The sequence below is a fragment of the Clostridium thermobutyricum genome (assembly GCF_000371465.1).
Lineage (GTDB): Bacteria > Bacillota > Clostridia > Clostridiales > Clostridiaceae > Clostridium > Clostridium thermobutyricum.
Window position 1 is genome coordinate 305,352 of sequence record NZ_KB850956.1, and the last position, 14,767, is coordinate 320,118.

Below are 14,767 nucleotides of genomic sequence, written 5' to 3' on the forward strand. Positions count from 1 at the left end.
ATCGGATATTATAAAGAGAAGGCAGGAATTTCTATGAATAATACAAAAAAGAAAAAAGGAATAATTATAGGAATTGTTATAGTTGTAATCATTATTATAATTGCTTTAATAGCTACTTTTGTAGGAAGTATAGGAAAAAAAGAATCAGCAAATAAAGAAAATAACTATAAAAATTCATATCAATACAAAATGAAAAGAGAAAAAGATTTAGAAGTTCTTAAAGGATTTTATGGAAATTATATAGTAACAGGAGTAAGTGGTACATCACCTTCAATAGAATTACCACAAGACCAATTAAAAACTTTAGAAAACAACTTTATAGGATCACAAGTTGTAATAAATGAAAATAATTTTTCAATTAAATATAACGATACTAAATCAGTTAACGGAATAAACTTTAGTAATGTAAATATAAATAAGCCTTATTATGAAGTAAATCAAACAAATGATACAATGTTTAATTCAATATATAAAACAACTCTTCAAAAAATAGGAGTTAAAGCTAATAGTGCATACTTCATAAATGTAGGAGCAAAAAATGACTATGAACAAGAGATAATTAAAAATGATAATGATTCATTATTAATATATAGTCAGGGTGCATTCTTTAAATTAGAACCAGCAGCTAAAATATTAGCTAAGAAAAATGCTGAATTAGAAAGATATGCAAATGATGCATTAAAATTTGCTACAGGAACAGATTATAAATATGTTTTCCCAGTTCAACAAATATTAAAAGATGGAAAACTTGCTTATAAGAAAGTAGATAATAGTGAATTATTTATGTGTAGCAATAAAAATGATAGTGTTGATGGTGATAAAGATACAATGTTTATAACATTAACAAAAGGAGTAGTTACTCCAGATCAAAATAAAGATAATAAAGACAACAAAAATAATAATAACAATAAAGACAAGAAAGATAATAAAGACAACAAAGATCAAGATAAAAATGCAGGAAAACCATTCTATAACTTCACAATAAGTACATTTGGAATGATGAATAAAACTCAAAGTGGCAAACAAATAGTTGGTAAAGTATATATTGATGGTAGTGTTGAAGTAACACACAGATAAAATAAAACATCCTAAATTAGTGAGATTCTAATTTAGGATGTTTTTTATTTAGGTTGATTTATAGAGACATTTAAAGATGAAGTAATGTTATTTACATTCTCTTCGAAAGTTTCTAAAATTACAGAACCTTTAAATGTACTAGGAATATCTAAATAAACACTAGAATAAAAAATTCCTTCAATTTTATCATTTAAAGTTAAAATACCTGTTTTAGTTTTTTCTAAATACTGATAATTAAAATATTTGCTTGCATTAATATCAATTTTATTTAGTTTTCTTATATCTACATTAGTAGAAAACTTATTGTTTTTAGCTAGATATGAATTTTTATCAGAATCTTCATGTAGCCAAATATTAGAATTAGGTGCTTTTATTATAAGTTTATCTAAATTATCTAATGATATATTTCTATGGATTCCTTCATTACTTGAAGCAAAAAAATAATTAAAGCTAAAAATTTCATTGAAATTTACTCCAAATGTTTCTTCTATTTCTTTAGAGAATTTTGAAAGTTTATAATTTGAATTTCCTATATAAATCATAGCAGTAAAAAATAATAATATAGATAAAATAAAGGAAATAAGTGATATTTTTATTAGTTTATTTTTATTAAAAAAATTATTTAGTTTCATAAACATCTCCTTTATCAATGAAAATTACTTTTAATATACATTTTGAAATATAAGCAATTTTATTTTTAGCAAATCTAAAATAAGATAAGCCTAAAGTAAATATGCATACAAATAAACATAATGCAGAAAATGATAATAAAATGATAAAGAAAGTAGGAAACTCTAATATAAATTTAGGAATATCAATAAAAAACAAAGGAGATAATGTTTTTACAATAGATATCATAAATCCACCAAATGAAGCTATTAGTGGAACAAGTGATATAAAGAAAAATAATGCTCCTATAGCTAATAATAGTAGTACAAAAGATATATAAACAGAGGATGTAGCAATTGCTAATCCAATTCCAATTGGAATTGATATAATAGCAAGAGGTAATGAAAATAAAATTCCTAAAAAGGTTGATTTTTTAAATCTTTTAAATGGATTTTTTAGTTTATACTTTCTTACACTTTCTTTAGATAAATCTATGTTATCTTCAGAACTATTATTAAAACTATTAGTGGCATTTGTATTGATATTAGAGTAATTAGAATTTTCTTCATAAATAGAATCTTCTTTAGATTTACTTTTTTCCTCTTTAATATAAGTTTCATTTTGATGTTCATCTAAATTAGGATCAGTTGTTTCAGTATTTGAGAATTTAAAATCTTCGAACTTTGAATCATTTTCAAATTTTTTACATTCAATAGGATAATCAGAATATTCTTCTTTATATTTTTCTATAAGATCATCTACTTTTCCTAATGAAAGTATCATTTCTTCTTCAGACATTAAACATTTTTGTGAGTTGAAATAATCTTGATAATCGAATAATATATCTGAAACCTTATCAGGCGGTAAATCTTTTAAACCGTTAGCTAAAGCTATCAAAAAATCTTTTTTATTCAAAATTTTGTCCCCCATAATTTAAAATAATTACTTTTAAGACAAGTATACAGAGTTATATATGTTTAAACAATAATAAGATAATTTTATTAAGGAAAGAATAAGAAATCTTAAAATTTCTTAAGAATTTAAAGAGAATTTTTTATAAAATAGATATAAAGAGCTGTCTAAAATATTTCATAAATAAGAAATAAAATTAAAAAATAAAAAACAATTAACTAAAGTAAAATTTGTAATCATATATTTTTATATAATTTAATAATGTAAACTGAAAAAACAATATATTATGTATATAATATATATTTTTTTTGAATTAAATGTAAAATATCACTTATTTTATAACATAATTATGACTTTGTATGATAGAATAAAAGTACAAAAAGCTAACCAATAATTTAATATTAATTTGAGTTAATCAAAAAAATCCCTATTTGCTATACACAAGTTTGAGCCACTTGCGTATAACCAATGGGGATTTTTTGTCCAAAAGTATATAAAATGTGAAATAAATACTGTATAAGTATATAATATTGTATTAGAATATATTATATTGAAAACTATAAAAAGGAGGTATAAATGAGAAAAATATTTGAATTTTTATTGAGCAGATTAGTAATATTTGGATTCTTATTGTTCTTTCAAGTAATTATATTATTATTCATAGTCTGGCAATTAGCAGAAGCATTTATATATATTTATATACCCTTACTTATAATAAGTGGGCTAGTTGTAATTTATATAATAAGTAGAAGAGATAATCCATCTTATAAACTAGCCTGGACAATACCAGTTTTAATTTTTCCTATTTTTGGAGGATTGATTTATTTAATTTTTGGAGGAAAAAAAATAAATTTAAAATTCAGAAAAAAAATAGCACGAGCTTATAATGAAGCAATAAAGGTGTCAGTTCAAGATCCAGAAATAATAAAAGAATTAGAAAAAGAAAATAAGCATGCAGCAAATCAAGCAAAATACACAAGTAAATATGCATTATCTCCTGTTTATAAAAATACTACTACTGAATATTTATCTCCGGGAGAAAAATTCTTTGAAAGGTTACTTGAAGAATTAGAAAAAGCAGAAAAATACATATTTATGGAATATTTTATAATTCATGAAGGTAAAATGTGGGATGATATATTAGAAGTTCTAGAGAGGAAAGTAAAAGAAGGCGTAGATGTTAGAATGCTTTATGATGATGTAGGATGTTTAAGAATACTTCCTTATAGATATGATGAAGTTCTGAGGAAGAAAGGTATAAAGTGTCATGTGTTTAATAGATTTGTGCCTTTTCTATCTGTAATACTTAATAATAGAGACCATAGAAAAATAACAGTTATTGATGGTCATACAGGATTTACAGGTGGAATAAATTTAGCTGACGAATATATAAATGAAATAGTTAGATTTGGTCATTGGAAAGATTCATCAATAATGTTAAAAGGGGAAGCAGTATGGAATCTTACTGTTATGTTTCTTCAAATGTGGAGCTATGAAAGTAAAACTAAAGTTGATTATGAAAAATTTAAACCACAAACAAAGAATAATGAATGTTTTATAAATGATGGATATGTTCAACCTTATGGAGATAGTCCTTTAGATGAAGAGATAGTTGGGGAGAATATATATTTAGGTATAATAACTAAAGCAAAAGATTATGTTTATATAAATACTCCTTATTTAATAATTGATAATGAATTAATAACTGCATTAACTCTTGCTGCAAAAAGTGGGGTAGATGTAAGAATAGTAACTCCTCATATTGAAGATAAATGGTATGCACATATGCTTACAAGGTCATATTATCCCCAGCTTATAGAAAGTGGAGTTAAAATATATGAGTATACTCCTGGATTTATACATTCAAAAACTGTAGTTTCAGATGATGAAGTTGCAACAGTGGGAAGTATAAATTTTGATTACAGAAGCCTTTATCTACATTTTGAATGCGGAGTTTGGTTATATAAAACAAAGTCAGTACTTCAAATAAAAGAGGATTATTTAGAAACTTTAAAAATTTGTACACCAATAACACTTGAAATGGCTAAAGATGTGAGTTGGCTTAGAAAAATAGCAACAGCAGTATTTAGAGTATTTGCACCACTTATGTAAATAAGATTGAGCTTTCATAAAAATTATCTTTATGAAAGCTTAAATTTATAATACAAAGGAAGAGGAAAAATTATGGTTTTAATATTAACATTTATATTATTTATGACTATATTTTTATTAGTTATAGATTTCTTTTCGATATTATTTAGAATGACAGGAATGCCAATATCAAAAGCAAGATTTCAAGTTATTTCTCTTCTTTCTAGTACAGGCTTTACAACTAAGGAAAGTGAAATGATAGTTCAACATCCAACTAGAAGAAAACTCGCAAGTTGGTTAATGATATTTAGTTATGTTAGCACAGCAACTTTTATTTCTTTTTTTGTTTCTATGTTATCGGATACTGTTACTAGTATAGGATTTTTTGCAGTAGTATTAATATTTATATTTGTAACTTTCTTTTTTCATAAATCATATCTTTTAGAAAAGATAGAAAATAAAATAGAAGATAAAATTTTGAAATCAAAATTATGGAGTAAAATAAATTCTAAGACTTCTATATTGATAACTAGTTCTAGAGGTTATGGAATATATGAAGTGTACATATCAAAAAACAACAGACTTGTTGGAAAATCTATAAAAGAAAGTGAACTTAAATCAAAGGAAATAGAAGTATTAAATATTGATAAAGGAGATAAATTTATAAAATTTCCATTACCTGATTATGTATTTGATATTTTTGATAAGGTAACTGTTTATGGAAATTTGAAAAATATAAGAGAAGAATTTGAAACTAAAATAGATAGATAATAAAAAGGGGACTGTCGCATGATGATTAATTAAAATCGGCTAGCGATAGTCTTTTTCTCTTTTAGATAAAAATATTCTAAAATCTATATCTTGTTTTATTTGAGTAAATAATTATTGAGTTTGATTGCTTTTATTTCGAATAAATAAAATATCTTTTTCAGTTGTTATATTTTTTTATTATTTTCTTTTCTCTCTAAATTTCAAAGAAAGAGTAAATGATTTTACTCTTTCTTTTTAATAGGAATTTGAAATTGTTTCTTTTAATATAGGCTTTTTTATAGCCTTAGATATTGATTATAACTTACCAAAGGATATTTTTATAAAAAATAGATAAAAAATAAACAAGCAGATATTGAAAATTTAATTTATATCATAACTAAATAGAAAATAAATGTTCAAGTAAATTTATACTATCACCATAAAAGGTAGTAAAACATTCGTTTTTATTATCAGCAATATGATTTACAGGAATTGAGAGTGAAACATCTGAAATACGTCCTATTCCACTATTGAGATTTGAGGTTATAGATATAATATCTCCTCCTAAAGCTGATAAATGCTCTATTTTTTTGATACAAGAAAAATTTTCGCCAGATTTTGAGATTATAATTAAAGTTGGATTATGTTCTTTTTCATGAACTATTGGTATTTCTAATCCATGTAGTAAAAGAACTTTATATTTTTTTACAAGCAATTTTCTATGAATGTATCCTGTTACAAATTCACAGAAACCTTCTCCATATAAATAGATATATTTATCTTTATTTAAATATTTTTTTGATAATTCATTTAAATTAGATAATGGATATTTTGAAGCCCAAGAAAAATCATTTTCATTTTTTACGGTATCTATTTCAAGATTAGAAGTCATTTTTTTTATATCAAAAATTAATTCATTGTATCCACTATATCCTAGTTTTTTAGCTAATCGTATTATAGATGTAGTTGAAGTAAAGTGTGTTTTGGCAAGTTGTCGTATCCCTTCTTTTTTTATTTTTTCAGGATTATCAAATATATTTTCTAAAATTTGTATTTCTGATTCAGAAAGATTTTGATTTTTGAAAATTCTACCAATGTGAAATGCATTATTCATTTTAACCTCCTAAAATACTTAATTTCCCTATATGGTTAAATTATAACATAAAAATATTGTTGTATGAAACCCGTTACATTATTGTATATTTGTTACATAAAAGTTTTAAAATGTATTCTAAATGGAAGAAAATATATATAATTAAACTATATCAAGAGAGGAGGAGATTAAGATTAGAAAATTAATAATTAATGCAGATGACTTCGGGTATTCTCAGGCTGTAAATTTAGGAATAGCTAAGAGTCATATAAATGGGATACTAACATCAACAACATTAATGGCGAATATGCCGGGAACACATCATGCGATTGAATTATCCAAAAGTTTACCAAATTTGGCGGTTGGAATACATTTAACATTAACTTGTGGTAAACCACTATTAAAGAAAGGAGTAGACTCATTAGTAAAGGAAGATGGGAACTTTTATAAATTGAACGATTTTGAAAAAGGGATTCCCAAAATAGATTTAGATGAGTTATACAATGAGTGGGAAGCTCAAATAAATAAGTTACAGTTAGCTAAAATTGATTTAAGTCATATAGATTCTCATAATCATATTCATAATTTTAAAGAATATAAAGGGGTAGTTGATGCACTTTCAAAAAAGTATAATTTGCCAGTTAGAAATTGTAATCCAATAAAAAATAATAATGAAATAAACTTTTTAGATTTATGTAATTATGGAACTATTAGAGATATGAGTCTTAAGTACGAATCAGTAAGAGAAGAGTGTTTTCAAATTATTGAAACTAATATACTTAAAAATATTAATTTTGAAAAAAGTGAAGCAATGTGTCATCCAGCTTTTATAGATACACCTTTATTTGAAGGTTCATCTTTTAATATTGCTAGAATGAGAGAAGTAGATATATTATGTGATTCACTTATGAAAGAACTTATAAAAAAATATAATATAAAACTTTGCAATTATAATACTATAAATTTAAATTAAGGGGGACATAATTTTGAATAATTCATTTAGATTAATAAGCAATCAATTATCAAAACTAGGAAAAGCAATGTTGATACCAGTTGTTGCGATGCCTGTAGCAGGGCTTTTAGCAAGATTTGGACAACCAGATTTATTGAATTTAGAGATATTAAAAATCGCATCTGACGTTATTTTTGGAAACTTAGACATGTTATTTGCAGTAGGATGTATACTTGCATATACAAAAGGAAAAGATAAATCCTCAGCAGTTTTAGCAGGAGTTCTTTCTGTTATGGTATTTAGACAAGCTATAACTTATTTAGATGAAAATATGAGTATGGGTGTATTTGGTGGTATAGTATCGGGGATAAGTACAGCTGTTATATATAATCACAGTAAAAACTGGAAAGTTCCAAGTATGTTTGCTTTTTTCGCTGGAGAAAAGTTAGCATTAACTTTAGGTCCAATATTTTCAATTATTTTAGCTGGGGTATTTAGTATTATTTGGCCTCCTATTGAAGCTGGATTAAATGTTTTTGCAACTGGTCTTGGTTCAATGGGGATCTTTGGTGTATTCTTATTTGGTTTCTTAAATCGTATTTTAATACCAACTGGATTGCATCATGTTTTTAATGCTTATATATTTTACGAATTAGGAAGTTATACAACTGAAACTGGAACAGTAGTAACAGGAGAAATGACAAGATTCTTAGCAGGGGATCCGAGTGCAGGTGCATTTTTAGTAATGTTTTACGTAATAATGGTATTTGGAGTACCTGGTATAGCTGCTGCATTATATAAAACAGCACGTCCTGAAAATAAAGCTGATGTAAAGGGATTAGCTAATAGTGGAGCTTTAACATCAATATTTGCAGGTGTAACTGAACCGATTGAGTTTTCATTTATGTTTATTTCACCACTTTTATATTTTATGCATTCAGTATTTACAGGATTAGCAGGAGCAATATTATATTTATTTGATTCAAGACTTGGATTTAATTTTGGATTTAATATTATAGACTTAGGATTAAACTGGAAAATGGGGAATAATGTAATATTCATAATACCAGTAGGAATAGTATTCTTCTTCTTATATTACTTTACATTTAAAACAATTATTCTTAAAAAAGATTTAAAAACTCCAGGAAGAGGTGAAGTTTTAGAAGCTGTAGATGAAACATCTATTAAATTATCTCACTCAAATTATGCTTATATGGCTAAGAAGTTATTACAAAATCTTGGTGGAGCAGAAAATATAGTAAATGCAGAAAACTGTGTTACAAGAATGAGATTAGAAATAAAAAATATAGACTTAATAAATGAAGATAATATAAAGAAAACTGGTGCAAGAGGAGTAGTAAAAATAAATAAAAATAATATACAAATCATAATAGGAACAGATGTGGGAAATGTTATGAAAGAATTTAATGCATTATTAAATGAAAATATGAATGAGGTGAGATAATATGGGAAATAAAATAGTAATTGTAGGGGGAGGATCAACCCATACTCCAGGAATTGTAGAAGTTCTTAGGAATCGTGTAGAGGATTTAGATTTAGAAGAAATAGTTTTATATGATAATGATGAGGAGAGAAATTATTTAATTGGTGAATTCACAAAAATATATTATAGAGATAATAATTCATCTGTTAAAGTTTCATATACTACAGATATAAGAGAAGCTTTTAAAAATGCTAACTTCTTATATGTTCAAATAAGACCAGGGCTTAATAATCAAAGAGAAATAGATGAAAAAATATGCTTGAAGCATGGAGTTGTAGGTCAAGAAACTTGTGGTTTAGGAGGATTCTCTTTTGCATTAAGAGTTATACCTGAAATATTAAAGATTGTAGAAGTAGCACAGGAAGTTTGTCCAAATGCTTGGATTTTAAATTATACTAATCCAGAAGCTATAATATCAGAAGCTATAAATAAAAAGTTTCCTAATGCAAAGTGCTTATGTATATGTGATATGCCAATAAGTATAGAAGAAACTTTAGCAGAATACTTAGATGTACCATATAAAGATTTAACATTTAAATATTTTGGACTAAATCATTTTGGATGGTGGACAAATATATACAATAAGCAAGGAAAAGATTTATTACCTGGAATAAGAGAAAAAGTAGAATCAGGGGAGCTAAAAGGATTAATTCAGACTAATGAAGAGATAATTGGAGATGATTATTGGACTAAGACTTTTCAAAATGTAATTAAAGCATTTAAGATGTATCCACAATATTTCCCTAATTGTTATTTACAATATTACTATTTTGCAGATGAAATGGTTGAATCAGATAATATTGAATTTACAAGAGGATCATATGTATTAAGTACTAGAGAAATAACAGTATTTGAGGAATGCAAAAGAGTTATAGAGCTTGGAACAGCTAAAGATTCTAAATTATTAGGTGGAGTTCATGGAAACTATATTGTAGATATAACTAATGCAATAATTCATGATACTAAGGAAAGATTTATAGTAAATATAAAAAATAATGGAGTAATAAGTAATTTTAATAAAGAAGCGGTAGTAGAAGTTCCTTGCTATATTGGAGTTACAGGTGCAGAACCAGTTGCAATTGGTGATATACCAATATTCCATAAAGGAATGATGGAAATGCAAAAAGCATATGAAAAACTAACAGTGGAAACTGCTTTAACAGGTTCTTATGACACTGCTATGGAAGCTATATTATTAAATAAAACAATACCTTCTTACAGAGTAGGTAAAGCTGTGTTAGATGATTTAATGGAAGCTAATAAAGAGTATTGGCCAGTTTTAAAATAGAGGACAAGGATAGAAGTTTAAAAAGTGTAACGAGTAAAAATATAAAAGAGAGGGTATATTATGTATAAAGTTTTAAAGGGGTTTTTGTTAACTTTCATGACTTTATTAGTTTCAGCATCAACGATATTTACTCCAACAGTTTATGCAGAGGATAAACCACCTAATCCATTAATTAAAGAAGGCTATACTTTAGATTTTTCAGATGAGTTTGATGGTCCAGAATTAGATAAATCAAAATGGACAGATTATTATTTACCTCATTGGACTAAAAATCCGGAAAATGCAAAAGCTCAATATAGATTTGAAAATGGATCTTTAATAGAATATATAACTAAAGATCAAAAACCTTGGAGTCCAGAACATGATGGAACAGTTCGTTCATCTGCTATAATGTCATTTGATAAAAACTGGATTCATAATTTTAGTGGTACTACCAACAATGAAAATAGAGAACCTTGGGTAGGATATGCAACTACTTATGGATATTTTGAAATACGTGCAAAATTTGCAGATTGTGGTGGTGGAGGTCACCAAGCATGGTGGATGGTAGGTATGCAAAATGATACAGATGATTGGTTTAATTCAAAAGAAACTGGAGAGATAGATATTATAGAATCTTTCTTTAGTAAGCCAGATACTTGGAGAATAGCAGCTTATGGATGGAATGATCCAAACTTCCAAACAAGCTGGATGATTTCAGAAGAATCTGTTCCATCAGGAAATCCAACATCTGAATATCATATTTATGGACTTGATTGGTCACCAGGAAGTCTTAAATTCTATTATGATAATGAATTATATAAAGAAATAAATCAAGCTCCAGATTATCCAATGGGTACAATATTAAATATATATACTGATGCAGGATCAGGACAACATAATGATGTTTGGCCTAAGGAATGGGCAATAGATTATTTTCGTGTTTGGAAAAAGAATGAAGGATATAAAGTGCCTTCATATCATATAAAAAATAGACAAACTGGAAAGTATTTATATTTAGATGAAAATAATGAGAAAGTATTATATGGAGATCTTGATGACTTTGATATGAATGGAGTTTGGAAAAAAGAACAAGCAGGAGATTATGTTAGATTAAAGAATGAAAAGACAGATGAATATCTTCATTTAGAAAATCAAACTGGAATGTTAGAGCATGGAAAGGTTCCACAGACTTATTATAGTGCTCAATGGAAAGTTGAAAATGAAGGGAATTATTTAAGGTTCAATAATAGATGGAAAAATAATTCTTATATTCATACAGAAGATCAAAATGGTGCAGTGCAATATGGAAATGTACCTAAAGGTTATTGGAGTAGCCAGTGGGAGCTAATACCGACTAAATAGATTTAAATAAGCAAAAGAATCTAGATTTATCTAGATTCTTTTGTAAAAAATGAAAGGACTATGTTTATGAGGATTTTAAAGGTATCTATAATTTTTTTGATAGTTTCGATACTTTCAGGATGTGGTGTTAGTAAAGCAAATACTAATGAATTGAATAATTCATCAGAAAAAAATGATAGTGTAAATTATGATGAAGAAACAAAGAAACAAGAGGAAAGAAATAAACAAACTTTATGGACAGTATTAGATGCTGATGGAAATGAAAAAGAAATGGTAAGTGAGAAGAATAGTGATGATGTAAAAAAGATAAAGAAGATTATAAATGACCATTGTACATTAGTAGACAATAGGGATTTCAAACAGCTAAAAGTAGAAAATGAATATAATTTATATAATGATAAATTTAGTAAAGTGTTAGATAAGGGAGATTATAAAAAATCAGTACAAGCTATGTATGAAAGTAATAAATTATCTTTAAAGCATGAAAATTTAATATGGTATCGCAATTATTTCAATGAAGATATGACTACATGCAAAGTAACTGTTGAATCAGAGTTTAAAATTAAAGAAGCAAATAAAGAATATTTAGAAAAAAATAAAATGAATTTGAAAGAAGTTTATCAAGAAAAAAGAATATATTATTTAGAAAAAAATAATAATGAATGGAAGATAATTAATATAGAAAAAGGAGCTTTAACTAAAAGAAGCTAAAATATATAGAAAATAAAATTAAAACTAGGCATTATCAGTTAGTAGATAATGCTTTTTTATTTTATATAAAAAGATTAATTATGTTACGAAATTTCAAAAAATAAATCTAATAAAAAAGAATATATTAAAAGAAACAATTACAAAACTAAATTAGAATTTTTGTTTTACATAAGGGAAAAGGCTATCGCTAGCTGATTTTAATTAATCATAAGGCGATAGCCAATTTTTATATTAATATAATCTTCCGAATATCAAAAAGATTAAAATTAATTGAATTGCTATTATTAGTGGTATTCCTAAATTAAATTTTATTCTAGAGGTTTTATGTCTAAAAGTATACATTCCAACCCAAGATCCAAACCCACCACCTAAGATTGGAATGGAAAGAAGATGAGCTTCACTAATTCTCCATTTGTGATTTATAGCTTTCCTTTTATCAATAAACATAGATAAAAAGCCAATAATGTTTATTAATAAAAGATAAGCACCTATAAAAGCGTGCAAATTATAACCCCCTCAAAAGTTGATAAGGTAATTATATAAAAAAAATCATAAATTTACAAATTTGATTATAGAGGAGAAAAAGTTAAATTTGAATGGTATAATAGGTATTATTACAAATGAGGAGAGATAAAAAAAGTGATAAAAAAAATAGTGTTAGCAATAATAGTAGCTATAATTGTAATTATATGTGGAGTATATATTTATTCTAATAGAACAAGTTCAGCTGATGAAAGTTTTAAAAGCTTTATTTCTGATTGCAATAAATTTCAATTAGATTCTGCAAAGGAGTATGTTAATCCTAATGGAGATTTGAGTAAAGGAATATCTCAAATACAGAATTATAATTCAATGAAACAAGCTGCAATGAAAAATTGGCTTAAAACTATAAAAGTAAACATATTATCTACTAAAAAAGAAAATGGAGAAGCAGTTATAGTAGCAGAAATATATTCCCCAAATGGAAAAGAAATTTATAATGAATTCCAACAAAGTATGAACAGTTTAAATATAGATAGTCAAACAATTCAAGATAATAATTTAAATGGAGATTTTTTAGGAGCACAATATAATAATGCATTTACTAATGCAATTGATGATAATATAAATAATATTGTTCAAACAAAGGTTGAAATTAAAATGAAGAGAAATCTTGGAGATTGGAAAATTACAAATGATGATCAAGTAATTACAGCTTTATTAGGTGGGTTAAACTCAAGTGCAGTTATAAATTAACTAATTTATAGAAATTTTTTGGTGAAAATTGTATAATTGTATAAAAGGGGGAAGAAAAATAATTATGAAAAAAACAATGGTTAGTATAGCTGTGATTGTTATTGCAATTATCATAGGCGTAGTATTAATAAAATATGTGAATAAAAATGGATTATTTACTAAGAGTGGGTTAGATAAAATTCAAATAAATGAAATTATAGCTACAGATGATGTAACAGGAAAAGTTACTAATATAACAGATGCAGATGCTATAACTAGATTTTTTGATGAACTAAATAGTATAGAAGTTCCAAAAGAAAACAAAAAAGAAGAAGCTCATTCAGGATGTAATGTTCCGGGAAGAAATAAATATTATATTGAATTAAAAAGTGATAATGAAAAAATAGTTGGAGATATAATTATAAGTAAAGAGGGCGATATTAAGGTCAATAATTTTGAAAATAAATATATAAAAGAAATTAAGGACACTGGAGCTGCCAATAATTTAGAAAAATTAATACAAACAAATATAAATTTATAAGAAGAAGAGTCAAGAAAAATAAATAATTTATTTTCTTGACTCTCTTTTTACTTTAGATATGTAATTATCTAAAATAAGTGGATATTAGTATTCTTTTTCGTGAGGTAGGTTACTTAAGTTGTTGCTTTCGTCATCATCTGGAGTAGATCTTAAATATTCATCTCCATTTCTAGTAACAGAAACAACTACGTCTTTGATTTCACCGTTTTTAGCCATTCTTACGGCTTCATCAACGCTAACTACTTCACCGTTAGATAACTCGTAGCCAGAAGCATATCTTCCGTCTTTAGTCATAACTTTAGTTACGCTTTCTAAGTTTGAACTTTTTTGAGTTTTTGAATTTTTCATAAAAAACACCTCCACTTTCTACACTAATAGTATGTGGAGAACATACGTATATATACTTAGTAATTTATGGTATTAATCTGATGGTCTATTTATATTTTCGTGAGGAAGTTTACTAAAATCACAATTAGAATTTGAATCTCCTACAAGAGTAGTAAATCCTTTTTGATCAATTACAGCTTTAGCATTAGAAATTTTTTGTTCTCTAGCTAATTCTATTGCATCTGCAATTGTTAATTGTTTTCCATTAGAAAGCTCATATGCAAAAGTAACACCGTTATTAGTTAGAATTTTAGTTATTGTTAAGTCTTCCATAAAAACACCTCCATTATGAT

The 14,767-nt window shown here is 25.9% G+C and carries 16 protein-coding genes; 10 read left to right on the forward strand and 6 right to left on the reverse strand.

Annotated features, from left to right (window positions below; genetic code table 11):
* Positions 1–33: 33 nt before the first annotated feature.
* Positions 34–1,077: a hypothetical protein gene (locus HMPREF1092_RS01335; protein WP_002596783.1), complete on the forward strand. Its 1,044-nt coding sequence runs from the start codon at positions 34–36 to the stop codon at positions 1,075–1,077.
* Between the two features lie 44 nt (positions 1,078–1,121).
* Here HMPREF1092_RS01335 and HMPREF1092_RS01340 read toward each other — a convergent pair whose 3' ends face one another.
* Positions 1,122–1,709, reverse strand: a complete 588-nt coding sequence (locus tag HMPREF1092_RS01340) for a hypothetical protein (protein ID WP_002596784.1) — start codon at positions 1,707–1,709, stop codon at positions 1,122–1,124.
* Positions 1,696–2,601, reverse strand: coding sequence for a DUF1700 domain-containing protein (locus HMPREF1092_RS01345; protein ID WP_002596785.1), 906 nt, complete (start codon positions 2,599–2,601; stop codon positions 1,696–1,698). Before HMPREF1092_RS01345 ends, HMPREF1092_RS01340 begins: the two co-directional genes overlap by 14 nt.
* A gap of 573 nt (positions 2,602–3,174) precedes the next feature.
* Here HMPREF1092_RS01345 and cls point away from each other — a divergent pair.
* Together cls and HMPREF1092_RS01355 are read left to right on the forward strand one after the other, a co-directional pair.
* Positions 3,175–4,710 (forward strand): cardiolipin synthase, encoded by a 1,536-nt coding sequence (cls, locus tag HMPREF1092_RS01350; protein WP_002596786.1) that lies wholly within the window; start codon positions 3,175–3,177, stop codon positions 4,708–4,710.
* Positions 4,711–4,782: 72 nt separating this feature from the next.
* Positions 4,783–5,460: a TrkA C-terminal domain-containing protein gene (locus HMPREF1092_RS01355; protein ID WP_002596787.1), complete on the forward strand. Its 678-nt coding sequence runs from the start codon at positions 4,783–4,785 to the stop codon at positions 5,458–5,460.
* Positions 5,461–5,836: 376 nt separating this feature from the next.
* Here the strand turns inward: HMPREF1092_RS01355 and HMPREF1092_RS01360 are convergent, their stop codons facing one another.
* The gene (locus HMPREF1092_RS01360) at positions 5,837–6,553 is read right to left on the reverse strand and encodes a MurR/RpiR family transcriptional regulator (protein ID WP_002596788.1); all 717 of its coding nucleotides are present in this window, start codon (positions 6,551–6,553) and stop codon (positions 5,837–5,839) included.
* Positions 6,554–6,740: 187 nt separating this feature from the next.
* Here HMPREF1092_RS01360 and HMPREF1092_RS01365 point away from each other — a divergent pair, with 187 nt between their 5' ends.
* From HMPREF1092_RS01365 to HMPREF1092_RS01385, 5 genes are all read left to right on the forward strand, one after another.
* The gene (locus HMPREF1092_RS01365; protein ID WP_278244372.1) at positions 6,741–7,505 is read left to right on the forward strand and encodes a carbohydrate deacetylase; all 765 of its coding nucleotides are present in this window, start codon (positions 6,741–6,743) and stop codon (positions 7,503–7,505) included.
* A 13-nt stretch (positions 7,506–7,518) separates the two neighbouring features.
* Complete coding sequence (locus tag HMPREF1092_RS01370) at positions 7,519–8,949, forward strand: PTS transporter subunit EIIC (protein ID WP_002596790.1); 1,431 nt, start codon at positions 7,519–7,521, stop codon at positions 8,947–8,949.
* 1 nt (position 8,950) lies between these two features.
* Positions 8,951–10,276, forward strand: coding sequence for a family 4 glycosyl hydrolase (locus HMPREF1092_RS01375; protein WP_002596791.1), 1,326 nt, complete (start codon positions 8,951–8,953; stop codon positions 10,274–10,276).
* A gap of 60 nt (positions 10,277–10,336) precedes the next feature.
* Complete coding sequence (locus HMPREF1092_RS01380) at positions 10,337–11,620, forward strand: glycoside hydrolase family 16 protein (RefSeq protein WP_002596792.1); 1,284 nt, start codon at positions 10,337–10,339, stop codon at positions 11,618–11,620.
* Between the two features lie 66 nt (positions 11,621–11,686).
* Entirely contained in the window at positions 11,687–12,331 is a 645-nt protein-coding gene (locus HMPREF1092_RS01385) for a hypothetical protein (protein WP_002596793.1), read from the forward strand.
* Between the two features lie 231 nt (positions 12,332–12,562).
* Here HMPREF1092_RS01385 and HMPREF1092_RS01390 read toward each other — a convergent pair whose 3' ends face one another.
* Positions 12,563–12,835, reverse strand: coding sequence for a DUF1294 domain-containing protein (locus HMPREF1092_RS01390; protein WP_002596794.1), 273 nt, complete (start codon positions 12,833–12,835; stop codon positions 12,563–12,565).
* A gap of 135 nt (positions 12,836–12,970) precedes the next feature.
* Between HMPREF1092_RS01390 and HMPREF1092_RS01395 the strand changes: the two genes are divergently transcribed.
* Together HMPREF1092_RS01395 and HMPREF1092_RS01400 are read left to right on the forward strand one after the other, a co-directional pair.
* Entirely contained in the window at positions 12,971–13,567 is a 597-nt protein-coding gene (locus HMPREF1092_RS01395) for a hypothetical protein (protein ID WP_002596795.1), read from the forward strand.
* Positions 13,568–13,631: 64 nt separating this feature from the next.
* A complete protein-coding gene (locus HMPREF1092_RS01400; RefSeq protein WP_002596796.1) occupies positions 13,632–14,087 on the forward strand; it encodes a hypothetical protein in 456 nt (151 codons plus the stop codon).
* A gap of 84 nt (positions 14,088–14,171) precedes the next feature.
* Here HMPREF1092_RS01400 and HMPREF1092_RS01405 read toward each other — a convergent pair whose 3' ends face one another.
* The gene (locus tag HMPREF1092_RS01405; protein ID WP_242830399.1) at positions 14,172–14,450 is read right to left on the reverse strand and encodes a DUF3892 domain-containing protein; all 279 of its coding nucleotides are present in this window, start codon (positions 14,448–14,450) and stop codon (positions 14,172–14,174) included.
* 57 nt (positions 14,451–14,507) lie between these two features.
* Positions 14,508–14,747 (reverse strand): hypothetical protein, encoded by a 240-nt coding sequence (locus tag HMPREF1092_RS01410; protein WP_002596798.1) that lies wholly within the window; start codon positions 14,745–14,747, stop codon positions 14,508–14,510.
* Between the last annotated feature and the right edge of the window lie 20 nt (positions 14,748–14,767).

Bases quoted from the DNA above. Each gene is read 5' to 3' on its own strand.
- HMPREF1092_RS01335 (WP_002596783.1), top strand. From the start codon at position 34: ATGAATAATACAAAAAAGAAAAAAGGAATAATTATAGGAATTGTTATA.
- HMPREF1092_RS01340 (WP_002596784.1), bottom strand. From the start codon at position 1,709: ATGAAACTAAATAATTTTTTTAATAAAAATAAACTAATAAAAATATCA.
- cls (WP_002596786.1), top strand. From the start codon at position 3,175: ATGAGAAAAATATTTGAATTTTTATTGAGCAGATTAGTAATATTTGGA.
- HMPREF1092_RS01355 (WP_002596787.1), top strand. From the start codon at position 4,783: ATGGTTTTAATATTAACATTTATATTATTTATGACTATATTTTTATTA.
- HMPREF1092_RS01360 (WP_002596788.1), bottom strand. From the start codon at position 6,553: ATGAATAATGCATTTCACATTGGTAGAATTTTCAAAAATCAAAATCTT.
- HMPREF1092_RS01375 (WP_002596791.1), top strand. From the start codon at position 8,951: ATGGGAAATAAAATAGTAATTGTAGGGGGAGGATCAACCCATACTCCA.
- HMPREF1092_RS01380 (WP_002596792.1), top strand. From the start codon at position 10,337: ATGTATAAAGTTTTAAAGGGGTTTTTGTTAACTTTCATGACTTTATTA.
- HMPREF1092_RS01385 (WP_002596793.1), top strand. From the start codon at position 11,687: ATGAGGATTTTAAAGGTATCTATAATTTTTTTGATAGTTTCGATACTT.
- HMPREF1092_RS01400 (WP_002596796.1), top strand. From the start codon at position 13,632: ATGAAAAAAACAATGGTTAGTATAGCTGTGATTGTTATTGCAATTATC.
- HMPREF1092_RS01410 (WP_002596798.1), bottom strand. From the start codon at position 14,747: ATGGAAGACTTAACAATAACTAAAATTCTAACTAATAACGGTGTTACT.